Raw genomic sequence first — 25752 nt, forward strand, 5'->3', positions numbered from 1 at the left:
CGTGGAGTTTTTCAAGAAAGCAAGCCGCAAGGCAGGGAGCGGAAGATGGCAAGCACGGTGATCAAGGGCGGAACGGTCGTCACGGCGGACCTGAGCTATGCGGCCGATGTGAGGGTCGAAGGCGGGGTAATCACCGAGATCGGGCAGGGCCTCAAGGGCGACAAGGTCCTGGACGCGACCGGCTGCTATGTCATGCCCGGCGGGATCGACCCGCATACCCACCTGGAGATGCCCTTCATGGGCACCTATTCCAGCGACGATTTCGAAAGCGGCACCCGCGCCGCGCTGGCGGGCGGCACCACGATGGTGGTGGATTTCGTCCTGCCGGGGCAGGGGCAGGGGCTGATGGATGCCGCGCAAATGTGGCACAACAAATCCGGCCGGGCGAATTGCGACTATTCCTACCACATGGCGGTGACCTGGTGGGGCGAGAAGGTCTTCGACGGAATTGCCGACGCGATGAAGGCCGGCATGACCAGCTTCAAGCATTTCATGGCCTACAAGGGCGCGCTCATGGTCAATGACGATGAGCTTTTCGCCAGTTTCCGCCGCATCGGCGAATTGGGCGGCCTTGCCATGGTCCATGCCGAGAACGGCGATGTGGTGGCCGAGCTGACGGCGAAACTGCTGGCGGAGGGCAATACCGGGCCGGAGGCGCACGCCTACTCGCGGCCCCCGCAGGTCGAGGGCGAGGCCACGAACCGCGCGATCATGATCGCCGACATGGCGGGCGTGCCGCTCTACGTGGTCCATGTCTCCTGCGAGGATGCGCATGAGGCGATCCGCCGGGCCCGCCAGCAGGGCAAGCGGGTCTGGGGCGAGCCCCTGATCCAGCACCTGACGCTGGACGAAAGCGAATATTTCAACCCCGACTGGGACCACGCCGCCCGCCGGGTGATGAGCCCGCCGTTCCGCAACAGGAAGCACCAGGACAGCCTCTGGGCCGGGTTGCAATCGGGCTCGCTGTCGGTGGTGGCGACCGACCATTGCGCCTTCACCACCGAGCAGAAGCGGTTCGGCCTCGGCGACTTCTCGAAGATCCCGAACGGAACCGGGGGGCTGGAGGACCGGATGCCGATGCTCTGGACCCATGGGGTCGGCACGGGCCGGCTGACACCGAATGAATTTGTTGCCGTAACTTCAACCAATATCGCGAAAATCCTGAACTGCTACCCGAAGAAGGGCGCGGTCCTCGTGGGCGCGGATGCCGATCTGGTGGTCTGGGATCCCGAGAAGGAAAAGACGATCACCGCCGGCGCACAGCAATCCTTGATCGACTACAACGTCTTCGAGGGCCAGAAGGTGAAGGGCCTGCCGCGCTTCACCCTGACCCGCGGCCATGTCGCGATCCACGACGGCGAGGTCCGCACCCAAGAGGGCCACGGCCAGTTCGTCGCACGCGAGCCGCGCCCGGCGGTGAACCGGGCGCTGAGCCAGTGGAAGGACCTGACCGCCCCGCGTCCCGTGGTGCGGAGCGGCGTGCCGGCGACGGGGGTGTAGACATTGGCCGGAACCAGTTCAGTGACAATGCGCGTCGACAAGCCGCCCTCCGCGAGATGGAAGGCCAGCAAGGCGTTGAGTAAATTGAACTATATTTTGGTCGGAGACTACGAATTCGACCACCAGACACGACGCTATCTGGCGCTCTCGTTCCTGATCCTAGCGGTGTTGATCGGCTTTGGCAGCTATACCCAGACCGGAATATTCAGAAGCACATCGGTCAGTTTTCGGCCAGATTTCTATTCGGGGATGCTCGCCATCGGCTTTGTGGCCGCGCTCCACGTTCGGCGGCTTATCCCCATCAGTTTGAGTGTGTATTTCCTGCTCTCCTTCTCGCTCAATACCACGGTCACGGCCATTATCGTTCAGGGCTTGCTCGGAACCGGGATGTTGTTTGGCTTGGCCATGAAGACGGCTCTGCCAGCAGCCTTGGTACTGACGTGGTTCGGCATCAGGGCGATTGCGCCTCTTGTCTGGCTCGCGGTGGTTCTGCTTGGCTCTTTCAACCTTAGCTCGATGGGGGGCGCGATGGGGCTCTGGGGTTTTGCGTTCCTGATCCTGACGGTGCTGGGAATCTTGGTGCAGGTTGAAGGCCATGCGGCGAAGATCAAGGACAATTTCATTTTCGATTTCACGGGCAGGCTTCCGGCAGAGCGTCGCAATCCTAGCAATCCGCTGGAACAAACCGGGACGAACGCATCGTGAAGGATACGATCAGTCAGAACCAGCCGGTGATCGAGGCGAAGGGGCTGAACCTCGTCTTCCAGACGGCGGACGGGCCGGTGCAGGCGTTGAAGGATGTGAACCTGACCGTGGCCAAGGGCGATTTCGTCAGCTTCATCGGGCCGAGCGGCTGCGGGAAGACGACTTTCCTGCGGGCCATCGCCGCGCTGGAGCATCCCACCTCCGGGACGCTTACGGTCAACGGGATGTCACCCGACGAGGCGCGGCGGAAGCGGGCCTATGGCTATGTGTTCCAGGCGGCGGGGTTGTATCCCTGGCGTACGATCAGGGGGAACATCAAGCTTCCCCTTGAAATCATGGGGTTTTCCAAGGCCGATCAGGAGGAGCGGGTTCAACGCGTGCTGGAGCTGGTGGAGCTGAAGGGGTTCGGGAAGAAGTTCCCCTGGCAGCTGTCGGGCGGGATGCAGCAGCGGGCCTCGATCGCGCGGGCGCTGGCCTTCGATGCGGATATCCTCCTCATGGATGAACCCTTCGGCGCGCTGGACGAGATCGTGCGCGACCGGCTGAACGAGGAGGTGCTGAAGCTCTGGGCGCGCACCGGCAAGACCATCGGTTTCGTGACCCATTCCATCCCGGAGGCGGTGTATCTTTCCACCAAGATCGTCGTCATGTCCCCGCGTCCGGGGCGGATCACCGATGTGATCGACTCGCCTTTGCCGAAGGAGAGGCCGCTGGATATCCGCGACAGCCGCGAGTTCATCGAGATCGCGCATCGGGTGCGGGAGGGGCTGCGCGCCGGTCATCATGAAGACTAAGTTGATGGTCTGGCACCCGTCTGGCATCTGTCTGGCATCCGTCCAGACGCCCGACGGCCGGAAACGGCCGGGGGGCGCGGCATGACGGCGCTTGCTTTCCTGTGGCTGGCGGCGGCGACGGTGGTCTTTGTCGCGGCCAATGGGGTGCTGAAGGTCTACGCGATCAAGGGCCAGCCTGGCGTCCTGATCGGCGCGCTGCTGATGTTCTGCGTCGGCAACTGGCTGATGGTGCAGGTGATGAAGGCAAGCGGGCTGGGCCTTGCCATCGCGGTATCGTCGATCGTGCAGCTGGTCGCGATCTCGGTTCTGGCGCTGGTCGTCTTTGGCGAGCGGCCGACGGGCCTGCAACTGGCCGGGATGGCGCTTGGCGTGGTGGCGGTGGCGATGATCGCCTGGCCTGCGGGGGGCCGGGCATGAACCGGGCGCTTCCCGTCCTCACCGTTCTTCTGGGCATCCTGGCGATCTGGTATGCCGCCGCGGTCTGGATGAACGCGACCTGGGTCTTCGACCAGGCCGAGCGCGCCGGAACCACGGTCACCTGGGCCGAGGCGATCCCGCAGACCATGGCGCAGGAGCGGCCGCTCTTGCCGCCGCCGCACCAGGTGGGGGCGGAGCTGTGGAAGGGGCTGTTCGGGCAGGCGGTGACCTCGAAGCGGAGTCTCGTCTACCACGGCTATGTCACCTTCAAGGGCACGATGATGGGCTTCGGCCTGGGGATCGTCGCCGGGGTGCTGCTGGCGATGGCGATTGTCCGGTTCCGGGTGATGGACATGGGGCTGATGCCCTGGGCGATCATCAGCCAGACCATCCCCATCGTGGCGCTGGCGCCGATGATCATCACGCTGTCCAGCCAGCTGGGCCTCACGGCGCGCGACGTGCCGAAGGCGATCATCGCGGCCTACCTGTCGTTCTTCCCGGTGCTGGTCAGCATGGTGAAGGGGTTGCGCAGCCCGGACCAGATGCAGCTTGACCTCTTGAAAACCTATGGCGCGGGCGAGATGGCGACTTTCCTCAAGCTGCGGTTGCCGGCCTCGATGCCCTATTTCTTCGCCTCGCTGAAGGTGGCGGTCGCGGCCTCGCTGGTCGGCACCATCGTGGGAGAGCTGCCGACCGGGGCCATCGAGGGGCTGGGCGCGCGGATGCTGATCGGCTCGCAGTTCGGCGAGCCCCTGATCATGTGGGCGGCGCTGTTCGCGGCGGCGATCCTGGCGGGGCTGCTGATCGTCGTCGTCGGCGTGGTCGAGCGGCTGGCGGCGCGCCGGATGGGGGTGCGGGCATGAGCTGGGTTCCGGCACATTCCGGCTGGCTTGCCGGCGCGCTGATGCTTTGGCTGGTGCTCTGGGCGGCAAGCGTCATGTTGGCCCGGCGCGAGGGTCGCGGGGTGCGGCTGGTGGTGCCGGTCCTGTTCGGCCTGTCGCTTCTGGTGCTGTGGGAGGGCATCGTCCGGGCCTGGGCGGTCGCCCCGGTGATCCTGCCGGCGCCAAGCGTGATCGCGGCGAAGATCGCGGCGTCGGGGCCGGTCCTCTGGCAGGACTTCGCCCAGACGATCCTGAAGGGCGCGGTGCCCGGTTTCCTGATCGGCGCGGGCGCGGCCTTCGCGGTGGCGATCCTGATCGACCGGAGCCCGTTCCTGCAGCGCGGCCTGCTGCCGGTCGGCAATTTCGTCGCGGCGCTGCCCATCGTCGGGCTGGCCCCGATCCTGGTGATGTGGTTCGGCTTCGACTGGCAGTCCAAGGCGGCGGTCGTGGTGGTGATGGTGTTCTTCCCGATGCTGGTGAACATCGTCGCGGGGTTGCAGGCCAGCGAGCGGATGCAGCGCGACCTGATGGCGACCTGGGGGGCGAGCTACCTGCAGACGCTGCTCCGGCTGCGGCTGCCGGCGGCGATGCCCTTCGTCTTCAACGGGTTGAAAATCGCATCGACTCTGGCCCTGATCGGGGCCATCGTGGCCGAGTTCTTCGGCAGCCCGATCTACGGCATGGGGTTCCGCATCTCGACCGAGGTGGGGCGGCTGGGGCTGGACATGGTCTGGGCCGAGATCGCGGTGGCGGCCCTGGCGGGGTCGGTCTTCTACGGGCTGATCGCGCTGATCGAACGGGGGGTGACCTTCTGGCACCCGTCGCAACGGAAGTGAGAAGAAGCCCGCCAGACGGGCGCAACACGGGAGAGCGAAGATGAAGAGACTGATCACGGCGGCCTTCCTTGCGGCGGCGGCGACCAGCGCCAGCGCCGAGGATGTGAAGCTGCAGCTGAAATGGGTCACCCAGTCGCAGTTCGCGGGCTATTACGTCGCCCAGGCGAAAGGCTTCTACGAGGAGGAGGGGCTGAACGTCACCATCCTGCCGGGCGGGCCGGATATCGCGCCGACCCAGGTGATCGCGGGCGGCGGGGCCGACGTGATGGTGGACTGGATGCCGGCCGCGCTGGCCGCGCGGGAAAAGGGGCTGCCGCTGGTGAACATCGCCCAGCCCTTCGCCAGCTCGGGGATGATGCTGACCTGCCTGAAGGAGACCGGGATCACCTCGCCGGCCGATTTTGCCGACAAGACGCTGGGGGTCTGGTTCTTCGGCAACGAATTCCCGTTCCTGAGCTGGATGAGCCAGCTTGGCCTGAAGACCGACGGCTCGCCCGGCGGGGTGACGGTGCTGAAGCAGGGGTTCAACGTCGATCCGCTGCTGCAGAAGCAGGCGGCCTGCATCTCGACCATGACCTACAACGAATACTGGCAGGTGATCGACGCCGGGATCGCGCCCGAGGATCTGGTGACCTTCAAATACGAGGACCAGGGCGTCGCGACGCTGGAGGACGGGCTTTACGTGCTTGAGGACCGGCTGGCCGATCCGGCCTTCCAGGAGACGATGGTCAAGTTCGTCCGTGCCAGCATGAAGGGCTGGAAATATGCCGAGGCGAATCCGGACGAGGCGGCGATGATCGTGCTGGAGAACGACCAGACCGGCGCGCAGACCGAGACGCACCAGAAGCGGATGATGGGCGAGATCGCCAAGCTGACCGCCGGCTCGAACGGGGCGCTGGACGTGGCGGCGGCGGAGCGGACGGTGGCCTCGCTTCTGTCGGGCGGGTCGGATCCGGTGATCACCAAGGCGCCGGAAGGGGCCTGGACCAGCGTGATCACCGACAAGGCGCTGGCGGAATAATCGCGCGACTTGTCTGCATTCGGCGGGCGCGGCCGGGGGTCGCGTCCGCCTTTTCTTTACCTTTCGCGGTCTTTCTGGTGCCGGATAGCAGGGGGCCAGGATGGGATGGATCGCGGCGGGACTGGTGGCGCTGGCGCTGATGGCGACGGTCTGGTGGCAGGGCTTCGCCGCGCCGGCGGGGCTTTTGTACGGCGCGGCCACGGCCGAGGAGGAGGCGGCCTATTGCCTCGCCGTGGCCGAGCGGATCGGCGAGATCACCGGCGGGCGGGGCGCGGCGCGGCTCGAGGCGCATCTGGACGAGCAGGTGGCCTTCTGGCGGCCGCGCGCGGGGCCGCGTCCCGGGATCGGGCGGGTCGCGCTGGCACGGGACAGCAATGCCCCCGGCGTGAACGAGGGCGCGCATCTGCATCTGGCGGTGCAGGATTGCGCCGGGCGCGCGGTGGGCTTCTACGGCCACCGCTTCAAGGGGTTCGACTAGGGGATTTCCAACGCTTGTAAAGCTTCACAACGCCTGTAAACTCTGCCGCCATGGCCCTGACCGCCCTGACCGGAACCAAGCTGCGCGAACGCCGTCTGGCGGCCGACCTGCGCCAGGCCGATGTCGCGGCGGCGGCGGGGATCTCGGCCTCCTACCTCAACCTGATCGAGCATAACCGGCGCAATGTCACGCCCGAGGTGATGGAGCGGCTGGCCGGCGCGCTGGGGCTGGACCGCGCCGCGCTGGCCGAGGGGCCGAACCCGGCGCTCATGGAGGATCTGCGCGCCGCGGCGGCGCGGGGCGGGCTGGAGGCGGCGGAGCTGGACCGGCTGGAGGATTTCGCCGACCGTTTCCCCGGCTGGGCCGGGCTTCTGGTCCGGCTGGGCGCGCAGGCGCAGGGGCTGGAGCGCGCGGTCGAGGCGCTGAACGACCGGATGACGCATGACCCGCATCTGAGCCAGTCGCTGCACGAGCTGCTGTCCTCGCTGTCCTCGGTGCGGGCCACGGCGGCGATCCTGGCGGATACCGAGGATCTGGACCAGGACTGGGCCACGCGCTTCCACCGGAACCTGCACCACGACAGCGAGCGTCTGGCCGCCGGGGCCGAGGCGCTGGTCGCCTATCTGGACGGAGGCGGGGGCCGGGCCGAGCAGGGCATCGCCTCGCCGCAGGAGGAGGTGGAGGACTGGCTGCGCGGCCGGAACTGGCGGATCGGCGACGAGGAACTGGCGCGCGGGCTGGACGGCGAGATCGCGGGGCTGGCGGCCACGGCGGCGCGGGCGCTGGCGCGGGCCCATGTCGCGCGGGCGGCGGCGGATGCGCGCGCCATGCCCGAGGCGGGCCTGCGCGCGGTGCTGGCGAGGACGGGGCCCGACCCCCTGGCGCTGGCGCAGCATTTCGGGGCCGATCCCCTGGCCGCGATGCGCCGGCTGGCGACGCTGCCCGAGCTGGGCGCGGGGCTGGTCGCCTGCGATGCCTCGGGGACGCTGACCTTCCGCAAGCCCGCGCCCGGCTTTCCGCTGCCGCGCTTCGGGGCGGCCTGCCCGCTCTGGCCGCTCTACGCCGCCCTTGCCCGGCCGCAGCTGCCGGTCGAGACGGCGGTCGGGATCGCGGGCCAGGCCGGGCGGCGGCACCGGGTGGTCGCGGTCTCGGCGCTGCGCCACCCCCTGGGCCTGCGCGGGCCGGAACTGCGCGAGGCGGCCATGCTGATCCTGCCCGACGAGGGCGGCACGGGCCCGGTGCTGACCGTCGGCTCCAGCTGCCGGGTCTGCCCGCGCACGGGTTGCGTCGCCCGGCGCGAGCCGTCGATCCTGACGGTCGACGGCGGGTGACCGGGGGCGGGCGAACGGGGCGGGTGAAGACGGTTTTGACACGGGCCGGCGATCCGGGAATAGTGGGTGCGAGGGCAGCGCAAGCCTGCCGGGGGGTATTTCGTGGGACGGCATGTGCTTCTGGTCGAGGATGAGGCGAATATCGCCGAGGCGATCCGCTTCATCCTGACGCGCGACGGGTGGCGGGTCTCGCATCTGGCCGACGGGGCCGAGGTCCTCGCGCTGGTGCGGCGGGAGCGGCCGGACCTGGTGATCCTGGACCACATGCTGCCCGGCATGTCCGGCCTGGAGATCCTGACCGCGCTGCGGGCCGAGCCCGCGACGCGCGCGCTGCCGGTGATGATGCTGACCGCGCGCGGTCGCGACCGCGAGGCGGCCGAGCGCGCCGGGGCCGACCGCTTCATGTCCAAGCCCTTCTCCAACGCCGAGATCCTCGCCGAGGTGCGGGCGATGATGGGGCGCTGATGCGCCGCCCGCTGTTCCTGGCCCGCGCGCCCTATCGCCGCCGCCGGCTGCGCGACGCGGCGCGGCTTCTGCCGGTGCTGGGGATGCTGTTGCTGCTGCTGCCGCTTCTGTGGACGCCCGGCTCGGAGGTGCGGCTGGGGGCGGGGGACGTGGCCTATTTCTTCCTGGTCTGGTTCGGGCTGATCGCCCTTGCCGCCGCCATCGCCCCGGGCCTGAGCCCCGGCGAGGGGGACGAGGAGGAGGACTGAATGCAGTTCAACCTGCTGGTCGCCGCCTGCCTGGCCTATGTGATCATCCTGTTCGTCGTGGCCTTCATGGTCGAGCGGCGGGCCCAGCACGGCCGGCTGGGCTGGCTGCGCTCGCCCCTGGTCTACACGCTGTCGCTGTCGATCTACTGCACCGCCTGGACCTTCTACGGCGCGGTGGGCTACGCGGCGCGGTCGGGGCTGGAATATCTGACGATCTACTTCGGCCCGACGCTGGTCTTCATCGGCTGGTGGTGGATCCTGCGCAAGCTGGTCCGGATCGGGCGGCAGTATCGGGTGACCTCGATCGCCGACCTGATCTCGTCGCGCTACGGCAAGTCGAACACGCTGGGGGTGATCGTGACCCTGATCGCGGTGATCGCGACCACGCCCTATATCGCGCTGCAGTTGCAGTCGGTGGTGCTGGCCTTCGGCGTCTTCGCCACCGGCACGCCGGACGGGGTGACGCCGCCCGATGCGGCGAGCACGGCGATCTGGGTCGCGGCGGGGCTGGCGGTGTTCACCGTCCTGTTCGGCACCCGCAACCTGGACGCGCGCGAGCAGCACCACGGCATCGTCACCGCGATCGCGGTCGAGGCGGTGGTGAAGCTGGTGGCGCTGGTCGCGGTCGGGGCCTTCGTGGTCTGGGGCATTGCGGGCGGGGTGGGCCAGGTCCTGGCCCGGATCGACGCGGCGCAGCTTTCGGCCTGGCAGGTCCAGCCCGGCCGCTGGGCCGGGCTGATCGCGCTCTCGGCCATGGCGGTGATCACGCTGCCGCGCATGTTCCAGGTCATGGTGGTCGAGAACGACGACGAGGGGCATCTGGCGCGGGCGAGCTGGGCCTTCCCGGCCTATCTGATGCTGATGAGCCTTTTCATCGTCCCCATCGCGGTGATCGGGCTGGAGCGGCTGCCGCCGGGGTCCAATCCCGACATGTTCGTCCTGACCCTGCCCCTGGCCGAGGGGCAGGGCGGGCTGGCGATGCTGGCCTTCCTGGGGGGCTTTTCCTCGGCCACCTCGATGGTGATCGTGGAATCCATCGCGCTGGCGACGATGATCTCGAACCATATCGTGATCCCGCTCTGGCTGCGGCTGCGCCCGGCCGCGGCAGGGCAGGGCGAGGATCTGCGCGGCGTGGTGCTGATGGCGCGGCGGTTGGCGATCGGCGGGGTGCTGGCGCTGGGATACGGCTATTACCAGGTCTCGGGCGGCTCGGCCGCGCTGGCCTCGATCGGGCTGATCGCCTTCCTGGGGGTGGCGCAGGTGCTGCCGGCGATGATCGGCGGCCTGTTCTGGCGCGGCGCGACGCGGCTGGGGGCGATCCTGGGGCTGGGGACGGGGTTCGCCATCTGGGCCTTCACCTCATTCCTGCCGTCCTTCGGGCCGGGGGCGGTGCTGTCGCGGGCGGTCTTCGCCGAGGGACTGTTCGGCCTGCACTGGCTGCGGCCCTATGGCCTGTTCGGGACCCAGGCGATGGACCCGATGATGCATGCCCTGTTCTGGTCGCTGGTGCTGAATGCGCTGGCCTTCTGCCTGGGGTCGCTGCTCAGCTTTCCCGGCCCGGTCGAGCGGCTGCAGGGCGCGGCCTTCGTCAAGGTCTTCGACGGCGCGGTCGGCCCGCAACGCTGGGCGCGCGGCCAGGCCGAGCCGGAGGCGCTGCTGACCATGGCGCAGCGCATCCTGGGCGAGGAGGTGGCGCTGGCGCTGTTCCAGTCGGCCGCGCGCGAGCAGGGCAAGGAGGGCTATCTGCCCGACCCGACGCCCGCCTTCCTGGACGCGCTGGAGGCGCGGCTTTCTGGCTCGGTCGGGGCGGCGACGGCGCATGCGATGATCAGCCAGCTGGTCGGCCGGGCCACGGTCACGGTCGAGGAGCTGATGGCGGTGGCCAGCGAATCGGCGCATATCATGGAACATTCCGCCCAGCTGGAGGCGCGCGAGGCCGAGCTGACCCGCACCGCCGGCGCGCTGCGCGAGGCGAACGAGAAGCTGACCCAGCTTTCGGTGCAGAAGGACGCCTTCCTCAGCCAGATCAGCCATGAGCTGCGCACGCCGATGACCTCGATCCGGGCGTTCTCGGAGATCCTGACCGAGGGCGACCTGCCGCCGGACCAGGTGGCGAAATACGGCCGGATCATCCATGACGAGGCCAAGCGGCTGACCCGGCTTCTGGACGACCTTCTGGACCTCAGCGTGCTGGAGACGGGGACGGTGCAGCTGAACCTGGGCCTGGCCAGCCTGCAGCAGATGCTGGACACCGCGCTGACGGCGGCGCAGCAGACCCGGCCCGAGCGGACTTTCATCGTGCAGCGCGACCTGCCCTCCGAGGCGATCTACCTGCGCACCGATGCCGACCGGCTGACGCAGGTCTTCATCAACCTGGTCTCGAACGCCCGGAAATACTGCGACGCGGCCCGGCCCGAGCTGCGCATCGGCGTGCGGCAGCGGGCGGGGCGGGTGATGGTGGATGTGGTGGACAACGGCACCGGGATCCCCAAGGGCAGCCAGGCGCTGATCTTCGAGAAGTTCGCGCGCCTGACCGATGCCAACCGCGCGGGCGGGGCGGGCCTCGGGCTGGCGATCTGCCGCGAGATCATGGCGAACCTCGGCGGCTCGATCGTCTACCTGCCGGGGCAGGGCGGGGCGGCCTTCCGGGTGACGCTGCCCCTGCGGCTGGAAAAGGCGGCGGCCTGATCCGGCTTAACCCTTTGTGAAGGGCTTTCGGTCTAGCGTCGGGGCAAGCCTCGACGGGACCAGAAGATGACCGACGTGATCCGCCGCAAGATCGACCGCGCCCGCCCGGCCCAGGCCGAGGGGGCGCCCGGCGCCGACCGGGGCTGGCGCCTGGCGCTGGCCCGCGCGGCGCGCGACGCCATGGGGCTGGAGCTGGATTTCACCCGGATGAGCATCGGCCGCTACAGCCTGGCCGAACTGCCCGAGCTTGCGCCCGACCGGGTGCTGGTGGCGCTCCTGGACGGGCCGCGCGGCGCGCTCGGGGTGCTGATGCTGGGGCCCGAGGTGACCTCGACCCTGATCGAGATGCAGACGCTGGGCCGGCTGACCGCGACGCCGGCCGCCGCGCGCAAGCCGACGCGGATCGACGCGGCCATGGTGGCCGGCCTGATCGACCGGGCGCTGGCGGGCCTGGACGAGGCGCTGATGGAGGAGGCCGATCTCGCCTGGGCGGGGGGGTTCCGCTATGCCTCGTTCCTGGAGGAGGTGCGCCCCCTGGGCCTGATGCTGGAGGACGAGGCCTATCGCGTCCTTTCCGCCGAGGTGTCCCTGGGCGGCGGCAGGCGCAGCGGCCAGGTGCTGCTGGTCCTGCCCGCGCAGGGAAGGGGCGAGCGTCCGGCCACGCTGGCCCCGGCGGCCGAGGGCGAGGCGCCGCTCTTCTCGGCCGCGCTCTCGGCGCAGGTGATGGCGGCCGACTGCCGGCTGGATGCGGTGATCGGCCGGATGACGCTGCCGATCCGGCAGATCATGGCGCTGCGCGCCGGCGATGTGCTGCCGATGCTGCAGGCATCGGTCGACAGCGTCGGGCTGGAGACGATGGCCGGGCGCAAGGTCGCCTCGGGCAGGCTGGGCCAGCATCGCGGGATGCGGGCGCTGAAACTGTCGGATACGGCCGATCTCGCCGCCGACCCGCCGTTCCCGGCGCAGGGCGGGCCGATGGTGCAGGACCTCTCGCCGCTGGCGGGGCCGGGCGAGCCCCTGCGGGCCGCGGGCTAGGCCTCGCGCGCCAGCGCCTCGAGCTGCGGGCGCAGATGCTCCAGCTGATAGCCGTGGCGCGCGGGCAGGCCGATCAGCTCCTCCACCGGGCGCTTGCCGGCATGGGCCAGCGCCCAGCAGATCGAGGAGCGGTTGCCCGAGGCGCAATAGGCCAGCACCGGCCCCGTCGCCGCCGCGATGGCCGCGCCCTGGGCCGCGACATTGTCCAGGGTCAGCGCGCCGCCGATCACCGGATTGGCGATGAAGGTCAGCCCCAGCGCCTCGGCCGCGGCGCGCATGGCGGGGGTGTGCAGCTCGGCCGGGATCTCGCCGTCGGGGCGGTTGTCGAGGATGGTGGTATAGCCCGCCGCCTTGATCGCCGGCAGGTCGGAGGGGGCGATCTGCGGCGAGACCGCGTAATCGGGCGTGAGCGGGCGGATGTCCATCATTCTGTCCTCGGGATGCGGGTGGCGCATGTTTAGCGGCCGCGGGGCGAAAGCGGAAGCGCAAGCTTGACGTGGGTCAAGGCGGCGGGCCGGGTTTCGTGCGATGGTTGCGAAGTTGAAGGAGATCCGCATGCAGGCCAGTGGAAAGACCCCGATCCCCCAGCGCAAGGCGCAACTCGAACGCCGCCTCGCCGAGCTTGGCGCCCGGCTCGAGGCGATCGAGGACGAACTCGAATCGCACCAGAACCCGGATTGGGACGATCTGGCCGCCGAGCGGGAGGGCGACGAGGTGCTGGAGGCGACGGGCGAGGCCGGGCAGGCCGAGATCCGCAGGATCCACGCCGCGTTGCAGCGGATCGAGGCGGGCGAATACGGCGAATGCGTCCGCTGCGGCGCCGAGATTCCGGAGGAGCGGCTGGACGCCCTTCCCTGGACCCCCCTGTGCAGGAGTTGTGCGAAATGACCGGGAAGACTTCGGAAGACCTGGTTCAGGCGGAAGCCGAGCTGCTCTCGGCCGGGATCGCGTTGCAGGAACAGGGGCTTGCGCTGCTCCTGGCCGAGATGCAGGCCCTGAAGGGGGTGATGTCGGGCAGCGTGCCCCTGGCCGAGCCGAAGACGGACGCCGAGACGGAAGCCGACTTCGACAACATGCCGGTCTAGCCGAAGAAGATCCCCACCACCACGAGCATCAGCCCGAGGATGGAAAGCCCGAGTGCGGCGAGGTTGATCGCCACGATGCGCTGCAGTTCGGCGCGCATCGCAGCGTCCGGCAGGCCCGCCCGCCGGGCCATGAGCGCGCGCCGGACGCACCAGGCCAGGCCCGCCACGCCCAGAAGCGTCAGGATCGCGCCGCCCCAGATCAGTGCCTGCATCACCCGTCCCCCGATTGCCGCCCGGCGTCGCTACCGCTTCGGCCCGTTCGGCGCAACCCTTCCCGCTTGAACCCCGGGGGCCGGGCAGGGTAGGAAGCCCTTCATCCCTTTGGAGACCGCCATGGCCGATGCGAACGACCCCTATGCCGTGACCGCCGACGAGCTGCGCCAGTTCATCGAACGCTACGAACAGCTTGAATCCGAGAAGAAGGACGTCACAGAGCAGCAGAAAGAGCTGATGGCCGAGGCCAAGGGCCGGGGCTATGACACCAAGGTGATGCGCAAGGTGATCGCGCTGCGCAAGCGCAAGCCGGACGAGATCGCCGAGGAGGAGGCGGTGCTGGAGCTCTATAAGGCCGCGTTGGGGATGAGCTAAGGCTCGAGGAAGGTCACCCGGCCCATCCGGCGGATGTGGTTCACGTCCTCGTGGTAGCGGGCGGTCAGCGCGTCGACGGTGTCCTGGGTCCAGCCCGGCATGTCGACGAAGGTCTCGATCGTCTCGGGCCGGGCGAACCTGTCGAGGAAGCCGGTGACGATCCGGCGGCGCTCTGCGACGCTTTCCGGCGGATGCTCGGCGCAATGGGCCCGCAGCTGCGCCAGGCCCGGCTCGGTGAGCGTCAGCGCCAGCACGTCCTCGCTGTCCTGCAGGACGGTGCCGGGGCGATGGCCGGAGACCGCCTGCAGCACCTCGGGCCAGATCAGCGGCGTATCCTCGTCGCACCAGACCGTCAGCGGCACGCCGGGATTGCAGGCCAGGATCTGCCGGATCGCATCGGACCAGGCGAGCGCGAGCGGATCGGCCTCGACCAGGGCGGGGTCCTGGCCGCGCTCGGCGACCCTGGCCTTCAGCGCCGGAAGATAGGTCGCGGGGTTGCGGATCGAGAGGTGGAACTCGGGCTGGAAGCCGGGGAAGATCCGGGTGAAGGCGCGGATCCGCTCGCCCGCGGAATCGTAGAGCCGGCCGCGCACCGCCCAGGCCGGAAAGGACATGAAACTGTCCCAGCTGAGCACCAGCCGCCCGGCCCCCTCGGCGTCCATGATCTGGTCGAGGATCATCGCCTGCGTCTCGTCCGAGGCGGCGGCCCCCTTCAGCTGCAGGGCGGTGTCGCGCAGAAGCTTGCGGTAGCGGGTGGGCGAGGGGACGGCGATTCCCTGTTCGGCCAGGAGCGCCCGGTTCTTGAGCAGGCAGCGGACCAGCCGGTCCTCGTCGGTGCAATGGGCGCCGAGATGAAAGACGATACGCATTGGCCCCGATTCACTCCGGCCGCAACAGGGCCGCTTACGGGCGCGACTATACGGGCTTTTCTGGACAGTCCAACCGCTTTCCGCTAGACGGGCCGGGCGATGACCGAGCGTTTCAGTCAACTTGACCAGTCCCCGCGCCGCCTGCGCCCCGACCTCTGGACTCCGGGGGCGCTGGCTATTGCCGTCGTCGTGCTGGCGCCGGTGGTTTCGATCCTGTGGCTGGCGCTGACGCCGACCGAGAACATCTGGCCGCATCTGATGGCCACGGTGCTGCCGCGCTACATGGCGACGACGCTGGGGCTGATGCTGGGGGTGGCGGCGCTGACCGCGATGATGGGGACGGGGGCGGCCTGGCTGGTCAGCCAGTACCAGTTTCCGGGGCGCTTCTGGCTGAAACATGCGCTGCTGTTCCCGCTGGCGATCCCGGCCTATGTCGGGGCCTATGCGCTGGTGGATTTCCTGGACTATGCCGGCCCCCTGCAATCCGCCCTGCGCACCGCCTTCGGCTGGAGCTCGGCGCGCGACTACTGGTTCCCCGAGACGCGTTCGCTCTGGGCGGCGGTGCTGGTGCTGTCCTTCGCGCTGTATCCTTACGTCTATCTCCTGGCCCGGGCCGCCTGGCGCGAGCAGTCGGGCCGGAGCTACGAGGTCGCGCGCGCGCTCGGCTGCGGGCCGGTCGCGGTCTTCCTACGGGTGGGCCTGCCGCTGGCGCGCCCGGCGGTGGCGGCGGGGGTGGCGCTGGCGCTGATGGAGACGGTGGCCGATTACGGCACGGTGCAGCATTTCGGGGTGCAGACGCTGACGACGGGGATCTTCTCGACCTGGCTCAACGGCGGCAATGCCGGGGGGGCGGCGCAGATCGCGCTGGTGATCCTGGCGCTGATCCTGCTTCTGGTCGGGCTCGAGCGGGCAGGGCGGGGCAAGGCGCGCTTTCACCGGCTGGGCCGCGGCGCCCGCGCGGTCGAGCCGCAGCCCCTGACCGGGGCGCGGGGCTGGCTGGCGAGCGCGCTCTGCCTTTTCCCGGTCGCGGGGGGCTTCCTCCTGCCGGTGGGAGTGATGGCAGCGCAAAGCCTGGCCGCGCCGCAGGGCTGGCTGGCCCCCGGCCTGGTCGAGGCCCTGCGCAACACGCTGGTCGTGGCCGGAGTCGCGGCGCTGGCGACGGTGGGGGCGGCGCTCTACCTCGTCTATGCGCTGCGGATGGCCGGCAGCCGGATCGCCGCCATGGTCCTGCCGGTGACGCTGATCGGCTATGCCGCGCCGGGGGCGGTGCTGGCGCTGGGGCTGCTGGTCCCGCTGGCGGCGCTGGACCACCGGCTGGCGGATGCGGTGCTGGCCGCGACGGGCCGGGACCCCGGCCTGATGATCACCGGCACCGCCTTCGCCCTGGGGCTGGCCTATCTGGTGCGCTTCTTCGGCATCGCCCAGGGCGCGCTGGATGCGGCCTATGGCCGGGTGGCGCCCAGCCTGCCGATGGCGGCGCGCTCGCTGGGGCGGACGCCGGGGGGGACGCTGGCGGCGGTCTACCTGCCCCTGATGCGCGGCTCGGTCCTGACGGCGCTGCTGGTGGTCTTTGTCGATTGCGTGAAGGAACTGCCGGCGACGCTGCTCCTGCGGCCCTTCGACTACAACACGCTGGCCACCCGGGTCTTCGAGCTGGCCAGCCTCGAACGGCTGAGCGAGGCCGCCCCGGCCGCGCTGGTGGTGATGGCCGTGGGCATGGCGGCGGTGGCGGTCCTGGCGCGCGAGCAGAAGGACTGAACCCTTGCGCGTGGGGACGCGCGAAGGTATCTGGAATGCCGGTGGCCCCTATAGCTCAGCTGGTAGAGCATCTGATTTGTAATCAGAGGGTCGGGGGTTCGAGTCCCTCTGGGGGCACCATCTCCGCCGATCTGCCGCAGGGTGGGCAATCTGCCCAGCTTCCGATCTTCAGCTGCGTTCGACGACGCCGAGGAAGCTTAGCATCGCCTCCATGTCCGCCCGCAGCTTCGCGTCCGAGCGGTTGAACCCGGCGCAGAGGGTGTCGAAGCGTTTGCGCAGCGCCTTCTTCTCCTCGCCCTTGCAATCGTGCCAGGGGCGGCCCTGCAGGCCCATGACCAGGACGTAGTAGCCGATGAAATGCGGTCTGGAGCCGGCCGCCAGGAGGCGCCGGTAGGCCTCGTCGGGGCCGAGGGCGCGGATCTCCTCGGCGCTGGCGATGCCGGCGCGGGCGAAGGCCTGTTCCGAGGCGGGGCCGAGGTTCGGGATCGAGGAGACCGGGCTGGGCATCGCTTGTGCGGGGTGCTGGAATGACGAAGGCCAGCCTTGCGGCTGGCCGGAACACTGTCAACGGGGCGTTTGCCTCAGATCGCCGCCCAGTCGCGGAAGATCGGCTGCCCGGCCTGCTGGCCCGGCTGCTGCGGCGCGCTGCCGCCCTGTTGCTGCTGCTGTGACTGACCCGAACTGCCGCCTTGCTGGGGGTTCGGTTGCTGGGTGGCCATCTGACTGCTCCGTTCGCTGGCTCTGTTCCGTTCGCTGGCTCTGTCGCCTTCCATCGATGTTGCGTCGCATTGCGGCGTTTGCAAGGCGTCGATGGCGGATTTGCGAGGAAATGGCAGGAATGTGAACTTGTGGCAACAGAATTCGCCAGAAACACGCGCCTTTCCGACCTGGCGTCGCGCCTATCCCATGCGGAATTGCTTGGCCAGTTTCAGGCCCTGGCCCTGGTAGTTTGAGGAAATCCCGGCCCCGTAAAGGGTTTCGGGGCGTTCCCTCATGTGTTCGTAGACGAGGCGGCCCACGACCTGGCCGTGCTCCAGCACGAAGGGGGCCTCGTGGCAGCGCACCTCCAGCACCCCGCGCGAGCCTGCGCCGCCCGCCGCCGCATGGCCGAAGCCGGGGTCGAAGAAGCCGGCGTAATGGACGCGGAATTCGCCGACCATGGCAAGGTAGGGCGCCATTTCGGCGGCATAGTCCGGCGGGATCGTCACCGCCTCGCGGCTGACGAGGATGTAGAAGGCGCCGGGGTCCAGGATGATGCGGCCGTCGCGGCTGTGCAGCTCCTCCCAGAAATCGGCGACCGGGTAATGGCCGATCCGGTCGAGGTCGATCACCCCGGCATGCGGCTTGGCGCGGTAGCCGACCAGCGTGCCGCTGGCGGGCTTCAGGTCGACCGAGAAGCCCAGGCCCTCGGAGATCACCGCCTCGCCGCTCACCAGCGGCTCGCGCGCGTGGAGGGCGGCAAGCCCGGCGTCGGAGAGGGTGGCCTGGCCCTGGCGGAAGCGGATCTGGTTCAGGCGCTGGCCCTCGCGCACCAGGACCGAGAAGCTGCGCGGGCAGACCTCGGCGTAGAGCGGGCCGTGATAGCCTTCGGCGATGCGGTCGAACTCGATCCCGCCGTCGGTGATGGTGCGGGTCAGGAGGTCGAGACGGCCGGAGGAGCTTTTTGCATTCGCCACCGCGGTGATGCCGGAGGGCAGCGCGAGGCGTTCGGCCAGGGGAATCACGTAGACGCAGTTCTTCTCCAGGACCGCGCCTTCGGCCAGGTTCACCCGGTGCATGGTGAACTCCTCCAGCCGCTCGGCGACCGTGCGGCCGTGCCCCGCCAGGAACGAGGCGCGGACGCGGTAGGCGACGGGGCCGAGGCGCAGATCGAGGCTGGCGGGCTGGATCTGGTCGTCGCGGATCGCGGGATCGGCGGCAAGCGCGCCGGTTTCGATCAGCTGGCGCAGGTCCTGCGCGGGCAACACCCCGGATGTCGTCACGGCGTCCCCCCGACGGCCAGAAGTGAAACCGCCCGCACTGCTAAGGGGCAGGCGGGCGGGTTTTCGATGGTCGGGCCGGAGAGATTCGAACTCTCGACCTCCCGCCCCCCAGACGGACGCGCTAACCAGGCTGCGCTACGGCCCGACACGGGGCGATACATACCCGTATTCCGGGCCGGTGCAAGCGGGAAAGCGCATCATTCTTCACGCGGATCCCCCTTCGGCGCGATCGGCCAGCCGGGCGCGCAGCGCCGCGAGCCGTCCGGCGATCCGCGCCAGTTCCGGCCGGGCGGCCGCGAGGCTGCCGGCGGGCAAGCGCCTGATCCGGCTGGCAAAGGTCGCGTCGTCGCGCGGCGGTTCCGGCGCGCGGGCCGCGGCAGCCTCGAACAGCGGCAGGACGGGCTGGACCGGCTGCGGGCGCGGCCGGGGCGGGGGCGCGGGTTCGGGGAGCACGACTTCGTCCTCGTCCTCGACGGCGATGAAGGCGGCCTCGGGGATTTCCCCGGCGCTCTCCTCGGGGACCGGGGCCTCGAGGGGTGCTTCCACCGCCTCGGGCACGGCGATCAGGCTGTCGACCGCGACGGTGTCGTCCGACAGGCCCGCCACATGCCGCACGCCATGGTCGCGCAGGATCTTCTGCACGCCGCGAATCGTCAGCCCCTCGTCATGCAGCAGCCGCTTGATCCCGGTCAGGAGCGCCACGTCCGAGGGCCGGTAGTAGCGCCGCCCTCCGGCCCGCTTGACCGGGCGGATCTGCGGGAAGCGGCTTTCCCAGAAGCGCAGCACATGGGCGGGCGTCTCCAGCTGGTCCGCGACCTCGCTTATGGTGCGGAAGGCGTCCGGCGACTTGTCCATTCCGGGCTATTCCTCAGCGTTTCGCACCCGCTGCCACGCGGTCCTTCATCAGATGCGACGGGCGGAAGGTCAGCACCCGGCGCGGCGAGATCGGCACTTCCTCGCCCGTCTTGGGGTTGCGGCCGACGCGGGCGGATTTCGCGCGCACCGAGAAGGTCCCGAAGGAGGAGATCTTCACCGTCTCGCCCTGGGCCAGCGCGTCGGACATGTGCTGCAGCACGCTTTCCACCAGATTGGCGGATTCGTTGCGGCTGAGCCCGACCTCGCGAAAGACGGCTTCGCTGAGATCCATCCGGGTCAAGGTCTTCTCGCTCATCACGTCCCCCGCGTGGTTGTTTTGGCGAGATTGAGCCGGATGGATTATCGAGTCAATATCAACCACTTGCGGCGCGCGGTTGAGAGGCGGCTACCAGCGCAGGACGACCGAGCCCCAGGCCAACCCGCCGCCGATCGCCTCGGTCACCAGAAGGTCGCCGGGCTTGATCTGGCCGCGCGCCTTGCCGACCGAGAGGGCGAGGGGAATCGAGGCGGCCGAGGTGTTGCCGTGGTCCTGCACGGTGACGACGACGCGCTCCATCGGGACCTGCATCCGCTTGGCCGTGCCCTCGATGATGCGCAGGTTGGCCTGGTGCGGCACGATCCAGTCGACATCGTCGGGCGTCAGCCCGGCCTTGTCCAGCGCGTGATGCGCGGTTTGCGCAAGCTTTTCAATGGCATGACGGAAGACTTCCTTGCCTTCCATCACCAGGTGCCCGGTGGTCCCGGTCGAGGTGCCGCCATCGACGTAGAGGATGTCCTTGAAGCGCCCGTCCGAGTTCAGGTCGGTGGAGAGGATCCCCCGGTCGGCGGGCGTGCCGGCACCCTCGGCGGCCTCGAGCACCAGGGCCCCGGCGCCGTCGCCGAACAGGACGCAGGTGGTGCGGTCCTGCCAGTTCATCAGCCGGCTGAAGGTCTCGGCCCCGATGACGAGGATGCGGCCGGCCTGGCCCGAGACGATCAGCGCATTGGCATTGGCCAGCGCATAGACGAATCCGGCGCAGACGGCCTGGACGTCGAAGGCGAAACCCCTGGTGATCCCGAGCTCGGCCTGGACCATGGTGGCGACCGAGGGGAAGGTGAGGTCGGGGGTCGAGGTCGCGACGATGATCGCGTCGATCTCCCCGGCCGCGATCCCGGCATCGGCCAGCGCGGCGCGGGCGGCGCGGGCGGCAAGGTCGGAGGTCAGCTGCCCCTCGGCCGCGAAATGCCGCCGCTCGATCCCCGAGCGCGAGCGGATCCACTCGTCCGAAGTCTCGACGATCGCCTCGAATTCGCTGTTCGGCACAATGCGGTCGGGAAGATAGTGCCCGATGCCCTTCACTACGGCGCGTATCGTCATTCGGTCGGACTGCTCCCCGTCCCGTTGGCGGGACCCACACGGCCGCCATCCTGCCCTGCGGCCTCGGCGGATGCAACCCGCGCGGCCAGACGCTCGAGAAAGCGGACCTGGGCCAGCTGGTAGGCCAGCCCGATCGCCGCTGCGATGCCGGTCGAATCGGCCGAGCCATGCGACTTGATCACCGTGCCGTTGAGGCCGAGGAACACCCCGCCATTCACCCGGCGCGGGTCGATGCGGCGTTGCAGCCGCCCCAGCGCGCCGCGCGCCATCAGCGCGCCGAGCTTGGCCATGAGCGTGCTGGTCAGGGTCTGTCGCATGAGGTCGCTCACCAGACGGGCGGTGCCCTCGATCGCCTTCAGCGCGACATTGCCGGTGAAGCCGTCGGTCACGATCACGTCGACTCGGTCCGAGAGGATGTCGGTGCCCTCGACGAAGCCGACATAGTCGAAATCCCCGGCCCCGGCGCGCTTGCCCAGAAGCGCGTGCGCCTCCTGCAACTCGGCCCGGCCCTTGTGTTCCTCGGTGCCCACGTTCAGGAGGCCGACGCGCGGACGCGACAGGCCGAGGCCGTTGCGGGCGTAGGAGGCCCCCATGAAGGCGAATTGCAGCAGGTCTCCCGGCTCGGCCTTCACGTCGGCGCCCATGTCGAGCATGACGTTCATCTTGCCCGGCTTCGGGGTGGGAAAGAGGCTGGCGATGGCCGGGCGGTTCAGCCCCGGCATCTTGCGCAGGCGCAGCATCGACACCGCCATCAGCGCGCCGGTATTGCCGCAGGAGACGGCGGCGGCCGCCTCGCCCTCGCGCAGGGAATCGATCGCCGACCACATCGAGGTGCCCTGGCCGTGGCGCATGACCTGGCTGGGCTTGTCCTCCATCGTCACCACGCGTTCGGCGTGGCGCAGCGTGATGCGGGGGGCAAGCTCGGGATGGCGATCCAAGAGCGGCCGGAGCGCCGCCTCGTCGCCATGCAGGATCACGTCCAGCCGGTCATGCTGGGCCAGCGAGTCGACAAGGCCGGCAACCACCGCCGCCGGCCCCCGGTCGCCACCCATGGCGTCCACCGAAATGACGACACGCTCGGAAGCCGTGGCAGACACAGACGAGGGTCCGGTGGCCATGGGAACTTTGCGCGGGGCGTGGATTACGCCGCGTCCTCGTCCAGGTCCACTTCGCGCGCCATCGAGACGACTTCGCGCGAATCGTAGTGGCCGCAGGAGGCGCAGACGTGGTGCGGGCGCTTCAGCTCGCCGCAGTTCGGGCAGTCGTTCGGGTTGGCGGCAACAAGGGCGTCATGCGCGCGGCGCATGTTGCGGCGGGATTTCGTGGTGCGGTTCTGCGGGACAGCCATGTCTCAACCTTCGGGCAGTGGGGACGGGAGGCCCCGGTTTTCCTTTGTTCCGCAACAGCCTGGCCTGCCCCGTGGGCAATATCCGACGCATGCTGCTTCACAGCTTGAATAAGGCGCGGAACATACTCGGATTCCGGGGCGGTGCAAGCCCCTTTTCGCCGGTGCCTACGCCTCGTCCTCCGGGCCGCCGCCGGGCTTGGCGGCGAGCTTGCCCGCAAGCCCGGCCAGCCCCGCGAAGGGCTTCAGCGCGGCATCGGTCAGGGGCTCGACCCCCGGCCCGGCATGGACCGCCTCGCCGAGTTCGGCCCCCGGCGCGCGGGGGTATTCCGGCAGGGCGAGGGCCAGGGCCTCGGCCGCAAGCCCGGCCAGGTCGATCACCTCGGGCAGGGGGTCCAGGCTGTCGTCCTCGGCCATCTCGACCTCGTCGCCCTCGGGCGTGGCGAGGCCGGCGACATAGCGCCGCCGCACGGTTTCGTCCAGGCGGGCGGGGACGGGGGCAAGCGTCACGACGCAGGCCTGGGTGGCGCTGGCCAGGAGCCGGGCCTCTAGCACCAGCTCGTCGCGGCCTGCGGGGCGGATCTCGCCCTCCAGCGCCAGCCGGTCGAGCGCCAGAAGCCCGAGCTCCCCGGCCAGCGCGGTCCGTTGGCCGGCATCGGCCTCATAGCGGAAGCGGGTGGGCTTGCGCGGGCTGAGGGTTGCGGTGCGCAGCCGGGTGGGGCGTTCTTTGTCGGTCATGGCGGATCCGGTCTGGGTCAGGGGCAACGCGCGGGTCAGGTCCGGCGTTCCATTCTTGAACATGGGCCTCTGCATCTGTTATCCCGAAGCCCAGGGGTTTTGAAGAACCCGCGTTCGGAGGGGCCCCGGCCCGCCGATCCAGCATTGGGCATGAGGGCAGGCATGGCAGTTATCCGGTTGGCGCACGCGGTCCTGGCGGCAGGCCCAAGCCTGCGCAGGAGCGGCCTTGCGCTGGTTCTTGGCGTCGCGATCGCCGCCTGCTCTCCGGTGATCCGCAACCACGGCTATGTCCCGGCCGAGGACGAGCTGGCCCAGGTCGTGGTCGGCAGCGACACGCGCGAGACCGTGGGCCAGAAGATCGGCCGGCCCTCGACCTCGGGCCTGTTGAACGACGAGGGCTGGTACTACGTCCAGAGCCGCTATCGCCATGTCGGCCCGCGCCAGCCGAAGGAGATCGAGCGCCAGGTGCTGGCGATCACCTTCAACCAGGCCGGCGTGGTCGAGAACATCGGCCGCTTCGGGCTGGAGGACGGCAAGGTCGTCGAGATCTCGCGCCGGGTGACCGAGACCAACGTCAAGGGCCTGAACCTGATCCAGCAGCTTCTGGGCAACATCGGCCAGTTCAATCCGGGCATGCTGCAGGAGTGATCAGGCCTCGGGCTCGAAGCGCAGCGCCACGCCGTTGACGCAGTAGCGCAGGCCGGTGGGGGCGGGGCCGTCGGGGAAGACATGGCCCAGATGCGCCTCGCAGCGGGCGCAATGCACCTCGGTGCGGCGCATGAAGTGGCTGGTGTCGGACTGCTCGCCCACCCGTTCGGGATCGAGGGGCGCGTAGAAGCTGGGCCAGCCCGAGCCGCTGTCGTATTTGGTGGCCGCGTCGAACAGGGGCGCATCGCAGCAGACGCAGCGGAAGGTGCCGGGGCCCTTGGGGAAATTGTCCTGGGTGAAGGCGCGTTCGGTGCCGTGCTGGCGCGTCACCCTGTAGGCGAGGTCGGACAGTTCGGCCTGCCATTCGGCATCGGTCTTGACGATCTTTTCCATACGGGTCTCCTTTCAGGGTAATCTAGGCGCGTCGGGCGCGGGGGAAAAGGGTGGAGCCGATCCGGACAGGCGGGATGGTGGCGCGGCTGGCCGAGGGGCCGGCCGACATGGCGCGGGTGATGGACCTGCGCCGGGCGGCCTTTCCGCGCGCCTCGGGCGTGGAGGAGGACACGCAGGACGCGCTCTCGGCGCATCTGATGGTCGAGGGCGGCGGGCGGCTGCTCGGCTATTTCCGGGTGATGCTGTTCGGCTGGGGCGCGGGCCTCGGGCAGGGCTATGCGGCGCGGTTCTACGATCTCGCACCGCTTTCGGGCTATGCCCGGCCCATCGCCGAGATGGGGCGATTCTGCGTGGCGCCGGGCGGGGTGCACCCGGATGTGCTGCGGCTGGCCTGGGGGGCGATGACGCGGATCGTGGACGAGGGGCAGGCGGGGCTGATCCTGGGCTGCACCTCGTTCCGGGGGGCGGGCTGGGAGGCGCATCGGGCGGCGCTGGCGCTGCTGGCGGCCGAGTTCATCGGGCCGCAGGAGCATCTGCCGGGGCGGAAGGCGGCGGAGGTGGTGGACTATCCGGCGCTGGCCGGGCCGCCGGGAGAGCGCAGGGCCGCGCTGGCCGGGTTGCCGCCGCTGTTGCGGACCTATCTGGGGATGGGGGGCTGGGTCAGCGACCATGCGGTGGCGGACCGCGAACTGGACACGCTGCATGTCCTGACCTGCGTCGAGGTGGACCGGGTGCCGCCCGCGCGGGCGGCCTCGCTGAGGTCGGTGGCGGGGTAGTGGGTTGATTCCGAGAGCTGCGCCAATGGGTTCGGCGTTGGAGTTGATGTGACCTTCCCTATTGCGACAGGCCGGGAACCCGGCCGCGATCCGAGGGGCAGTAGCAGGATTTGCCGGGTGCCAGGGCAGAGCCCATGACGCAGGCGCCTTCCGGGGTCGCGCAGACCAGGGCGGTGCCGGTGGCCGGGATGTTGGTCGCCGGGGCCCCGCGCCAGGCCCCGGCGTCATAGGCGGCGCGGAAGGCCTCGGCGGCGGCAAGGGCCTCGCGCTCGACGGCGGGATGGTCGCGGACATAGCGGCGGGCGAAGTCCATGACGCCCCAGCGGCGGAACTGCTCGACGTGCTTCACCTCATGCGCCCAGAGCGCGACGTTGTTCGTCGCGTCGAAGGCATCGGCGAAGGTGATCGTGTCGATGGTGGTGACGGCCACGGCGTCGCCGTAGCGGATCGACCAGGATTGCAGGGTCGGATCCTCGCCGGCCCCGACGCGATAGTCGATGCCCTGCAGAAGCTCCGCCGGATACCAGGTCAGGAGGGCGGCGCGGATCTGCGGCGGGATCGGAAGGGTTCCCGCCTGCCGGGCCTGGTCCTGCGAGGACCGGAGCGCGTTGGCCAGCGTCGCGGCGAGCATGTCGATGCCGGTGTCCAGCGCGGCGCGGCCGGTGGCATCCAGCGGGCCGAGCCCGGCGCCGATGCCCTGCGCGCCGGCCGGGACGAGGCCGGCCAGCCACAAGGTCGCGACAAGGGAAAGTCTCATCCGCACCTCCTGGAGTCGCGCAGGAGGGTGGCAGGGAGGCCCCCGCGGTTCAACCCGCGCGCGGCGGGGCTGTCGCAAAGGTGAAGGCCGGCGCGGCGGGAACGGTGGGTGAATCACCCACCCTACGCCGGGGTCCGGGAACGTCGCGGCGGGTGGGGAGCGGGGGAGCCTCCGGCGGGAG

The 25752-nt window shown here is 69.7% G+C and carries 33 protein-coding genes and 2 tRNA genes; 20 read left to right on the forward strand and 15 right to left on the reverse strand.

Features of this window, described 5'->3' with window-relative positions:
* Nucleotides 1–45 precede the first annotated feature (45 nt).
* The 13 genes from hydA (at nt 46) to I7S92_RS00305 (ending at nt 12399) form a co-directional block, all read left to right on the forward strand.
* On the forward strand, nt 46–1500 hold the full coding sequence (gene hydA, locus I7S92_RS00245; protein ID WP_197641468.1) for a dihydropyrimidinase: 1455 nt from the start codon (nt 46–48) through the stop codon (nt 1498–1500).
* A 27-nt stretch (nt 1501–1527) separates the two neighbouring features.
* A complete protein-coding gene (locus tag I7S92_RS00250; RefSeq protein ID WP_197641469.1) occupies nt 1528–2205 on the forward strand; it encodes a hypothetical protein in 678 nt (225 codons plus the stop codon).
* Nucleotides 2202–2999, forward strand: a complete 798-nt coding sequence (locus I7S92_RS00255) for an ABC transporter ATP-binding protein (RefSeq protein WP_197641470.1) — start codon at nt 2202–2204, stop codon at nt 2997–2999. Before I7S92_RS00250 ends, I7S92_RS00255 begins: the two co-directional genes overlap by 4 nt.
* 81 nt (nt 3000–3080) lie before the next feature.
* Nucleotides 3081–3416 carry a hypothetical protein gene (locus I7S92_RS00260; protein ID WP_197641471.1) on the forward strand — a complete coding sequence of 112 codons (336 nt, stop codon included), beginning with the start codon at nt 3081–3083 and terminating at the stop codon, nt 3414–3416.
* Complete coding sequence (locus tag I7S92_RS00265; RefSeq protein ID WP_197641472.1) at nt 3413–4279, forward strand: ABC transporter permease; 867 nt, start codon at nt 3413–3415, stop codon at nt 4277–4279. The genes I7S92_RS00260 and I7S92_RS00265 overlap by 4 nt, the downstream gene beginning before the upstream one ends.
* Complete coding sequence (locus tag I7S92_RS00270) at nt 4276–5133, forward strand: ABC transporter permease (RefSeq protein ID WP_197641473.1); 858 nt, start codon at nt 4276–4278, stop codon at nt 5131–5133. Before I7S92_RS00265 ends, I7S92_RS00270 begins: the two co-directional genes overlap by 4 nt.
* Before the next feature lie 40 nt (nt 5134–5173).
* A complete protein-coding gene (locus I7S92_RS00275) occupies nt 5174–6154 on the forward strand; it encodes an ABC transporter substrate-binding protein (RefSeq protein ID WP_197641474.1) in 981 nt (326 codons plus the stop codon).
* Between the two features lie 100 nt (nt 6155–6254).
* Nucleotides 6255–6632, forward strand: a complete 378-nt coding sequence (locus I7S92_RS00280) for a hypothetical protein (RefSeq protein ID WP_197641475.1) — start codon at nt 6255–6257, stop codon at nt 6630–6632.
* 50 nt (nt 6633–6682) lie between these two features.
* Nucleotides 6683–7963 carry a helix-turn-helix domain-containing protein gene (locus I7S92_RS00285; protein ID WP_197641476.1) on the forward strand — a complete coding sequence of 427 codons (1281 nt, stop codon included), beginning with the start codon at nt 6683–6685 and terminating at the stop codon, nt 7961–7963.
* Nucleotides 7964–8065: 102 nt separating this feature from the next.
* The gene (locus I7S92_RS00290) at nt 8066–8428 is read left to right on the forward strand and encodes a response regulator transcription factor (protein WP_197641477.1); all 363 of its coding nucleotides are present in this window, start codon (nt 8066–8068) and stop codon (nt 8426–8428) included.
* The gene (locus tag I7S92_RS00295) at nt 8428–8676 is read left to right on the forward strand and encodes a hypothetical protein (protein WP_197641478.1); all 249 of its coding nucleotides are present in this window, start codon (nt 8428–8430) and stop codon (nt 8674–8676) included. The genes I7S92_RS00290 and I7S92_RS00295 overlap by 1 nt, the downstream gene beginning before the upstream one ends.
* Complete coding sequence (locus I7S92_RS00300; protein WP_197641479.1) at nt 8677–11364, forward strand: ATP-binding protein; 2688 nt, start codon at nt 8677–8679, stop codon at nt 11362–11364.
* A gap of 66 nt (nt 11365–11430) precedes the next feature.
* On the forward strand, nt 11431–12399 hold the full coding sequence (locus I7S92_RS00305; protein WP_197641480.1) for a FliM/FliN family flagellar motor switch protein: 969 nt from the start codon (nt 11431–11433) through the stop codon (nt 12397–12399).
* On the opposite strand, the gene I7S92_RS00310 is transcribed toward I7S92_RS00305, so the two are convergent.
* A complete protein-coding gene (locus I7S92_RS00310; RefSeq protein WP_197641481.1) occupies nt 12396–12824 on the reverse strand; it encodes a protein tyrosine phosphatase family protein in 429 nt (142 codons plus the stop codon). The two genes, I7S92_RS00305 and I7S92_RS00310, sit on opposite strands and share 4 nt — an antisense overlap.
* Nucleotides 12825–12954: 130 nt before the next feature.
* On the opposite strand from I7S92_RS00310, the gene I7S92_RS00315 reads away from it, so the two are divergent.
* On the forward strand, nt 12955–13287 hold the full coding sequence (locus tag I7S92_RS00315) for a TraR/DksA family transcriptional regulator (RefSeq protein ID WP_197641482.1): 333 nt from the start codon (nt 12955–12957) through the stop codon (nt 13285–13287).
* The gene (locus I7S92_RS00320; RefSeq protein WP_197641483.1) at nt 13284–13484 is read left to right on the forward strand and encodes a hypothetical protein; all 201 of its coding nucleotides are present in this window, start codon (nt 13284–13286) and stop codon (nt 13482–13484) included. Before I7S92_RS00315 ends, I7S92_RS00320 begins: the two co-directional genes overlap by 4 nt.
* Here I7S92_RS00320 and I7S92_RS00325 read toward each other — a convergent pair.
* The gene (locus tag I7S92_RS00325; protein ID WP_197641484.1) at nt 13481–13696 is read right to left on the reverse strand and encodes a hypothetical protein; all 216 of its coding nucleotides are present in this window, start codon (nt 13694–13696) and stop codon (nt 13481–13483) included. The genes I7S92_RS00320 and I7S92_RS00325 overlap by 4 nt on opposite strands.
* A gap of 121 nt (nt 13697–13817) precedes the next feature.
* Between I7S92_RS00325 and I7S92_RS00330 the strand changes: the two genes are divergently transcribed.
* A complete protein-coding gene (locus I7S92_RS00330; protein ID WP_197641485.1) occupies nt 13818–14072 on the forward strand; it encodes a DUF2312 domain-containing protein in 255 nt (84 codons plus the stop codon).
* Here the strand turns inward: I7S92_RS00330 and I7S92_RS00335 are convergent.
* A complete protein-coding gene (locus I7S92_RS00335) occupies nt 14069–14941 on the reverse strand; it encodes a hypothetical protein (protein ID WP_197641486.1) in 873 nt (290 codons plus the stop codon). The genes I7S92_RS00330 and I7S92_RS00335 overlap by 4 nt on opposite strands.
* A 99-nt stretch (nt 14942–15040) precedes the next feature.
* Here I7S92_RS00335 and I7S92_RS00340 point away from each other — a divergent pair, with 99 nt between their 5' ends.
* Together I7S92_RS00340 and I7S92_RS00345 are read left to right on the forward strand one after the other, a co-directional pair.
* Nucleotides 15041–16699 carry an ABC transporter permease gene (locus tag I7S92_RS00340; protein WP_197641487.1) on the forward strand — a complete coding sequence of 553 codons (1659 nt, stop codon included), beginning with the start codon at nt 15041–15043 and terminating at the stop codon, nt 16697–16699.
* A gap of 44 nt (nt 16700–16743) precedes the next feature.
* Nucleotides 16744–16819, forward strand: a tRNA-Thr gene (locus tag I7S92_RS00345).
* 48 nt (nt 16820–16867) lie between these two features.
* Here I7S92_RS00345 and I7S92_RS00350 read toward each other — a convergent pair.
* The 10 genes from I7S92_RS00350 to I7S92_RS00395 form a co-directional block, all read right to left on the reverse strand.
* Nucleotides 16868–17206 carry a TfoX/Sxy family protein gene (locus tag I7S92_RS00350; RefSeq protein WP_197641488.1) on the reverse strand — a complete coding sequence of 113 codons (339 nt, stop codon included), beginning with the start codon at nt 17204–17206 and terminating at the stop codon, nt 16868–16870.
* A 74-nt stretch (nt 17207–17280) separates the two neighbouring features.
* A complete protein-coding gene (locus I7S92_RS00355) occupies nt 17281–17418 on the reverse strand; it encodes a hypothetical protein (protein WP_197641489.1) in 138 nt (45 codons plus the stop codon).
* Nucleotides 17419–17598: 180 nt separating this feature from the next.
* Nucleotides 17599–18681 (reverse strand): 2'-deoxycytidine 5'-triphosphate deaminase, encoded by a 1083-nt coding sequence (locus I7S92_RS00360; protein WP_197641490.1) that lies wholly within the window; start codon nt 18679–18681, stop codon nt 17599–17601.
* Between the two features lie 67 nt (nt 18682–18748).
* Nucleotides 18749–18826: transfer RNA gene (locus tag I7S92_RS00365), tRNA-Pro, on the reverse strand.
* A 59-nt stretch (nt 18827–18885) separates the two neighbouring features.
* Complete coding sequence (locus tag I7S92_RS00370) at nt 18886–19536, reverse strand: MerR family transcriptional regulator (RefSeq protein ID WP_197641491.1); 651 nt, start codon at nt 19534–19536, stop codon at nt 18886–18888.
* A gap of 13 nt (nt 19537–19549) precedes the next feature.
* The gene (gene ihfA, locus I7S92_RS00375; RefSeq protein WP_354001292.1) at nt 19550–19897 is read right to left on the reverse strand and encodes an integration host factor subunit alpha; all 348 of its coding nucleotides are present in this window, start codon (nt 19895–19897) and stop codon (nt 19550–19552) included.
* 45 nt (nt 19898–19942) lie between these two features.
* A complete protein-coding gene (locus I7S92_RS00380; RefSeq protein WP_197641493.1) occupies nt 19943–20914 on the reverse strand; it encodes a beta-ketoacyl-ACP synthase III in 972 nt (323 codons plus the stop codon).
* Nucleotides 20911–22032 carry a phosphate acyltransferase PlsX gene (gene plsX / locus I7S92_RS00385; protein WP_197641494.1) on the reverse strand — a complete coding sequence of 374 codons (1122 nt, stop codon included), beginning with the start codon at nt 22030–22032 and terminating at the stop codon, nt 20911–20913. The genes I7S92_RS00380 and plsX overlap by 4 nt, the downstream gene beginning before the upstream one ends.
* A 23-nt stretch (nt 22033–22055) precedes the next feature.
* Entirely contained in the window at nt 22056–22262 is a 207-nt protein-coding gene (gene rpmF, locus I7S92_RS00390) for a 50S ribosomal protein L32 (protein WP_197641495.1), read from the reverse strand.
* 165 nt (nt 22263–22427) lie between these two features.
* Nucleotides 22428–22997 carry a YceD family protein gene (locus I7S92_RS00395; RefSeq protein ID WP_197641496.1) on the reverse strand — a complete coding sequence of 190 codons (570 nt, stop codon included), beginning with the start codon at nt 22995–22997 and terminating at the stop codon, nt 22428–22430.
* Nucleotides 22998–23159: 162 nt separating this feature from the next.
* Between I7S92_RS00395 and I7S92_RS00400 the strand changes: the two genes are divergently transcribed.
* On the forward strand, nt 23160–23645 hold the full coding sequence (locus tag I7S92_RS00400; protein WP_197641497.1) for an outer membrane protein assembly factor BamE: 486 nt from the start codon (nt 23160–23162) through the stop codon (nt 23643–23645).
* Here I7S92_RS00400 and msrB read toward each other — a convergent pair whose 3' ends face one another.
* Complete coding sequence (msrB, locus tag I7S92_RS00405; protein ID WP_197641498.1) at nt 23646–24038, reverse strand: peptide-methionine (R)-S-oxide reductase MsrB; 393 nt, start codon at nt 24036–24038, stop codon at nt 23646–23648. It lies immediately after the preceding gene.
* 50 nt (nt 24039–24088) lie between these two features.
* On the opposite strand from msrB, the gene I7S92_RS00410 reads away from it, so the two are divergent.
* Complete coding sequence (locus I7S92_RS00410) at nt 24089–24814, forward strand: GNAT family N-acetyltransferase (protein WP_354001285.1); 726 nt, start codon at nt 24089–24091, stop codon at nt 24812–24814.
* A 58-nt stretch (nt 24815–24872) separates the two neighbouring features.
* On the opposite strand, the gene I7S92_RS00415 is transcribed toward I7S92_RS00410, so the two are convergent.
* A complete protein-coding gene (locus I7S92_RS00415) occupies nt 24873–25571 on the reverse strand; it encodes an eCIS core domain-containing protein (RefSeq protein ID WP_197641499.1) in 699 nt (232 codons plus the stop codon).
* Between the last annotated feature and the right edge of the window lie 181 nt (nt 25572–25752).

This window comes from Tabrizicola soli, assembly GCF_015999335.1.
GTDB classification, from domain to species: Bacteria; Pseudomonadota; Alphaproteobacteria; order Rhodobacterales; family Rhodobacteraceae; genus Tabrizicola; species Tabrizicola soli.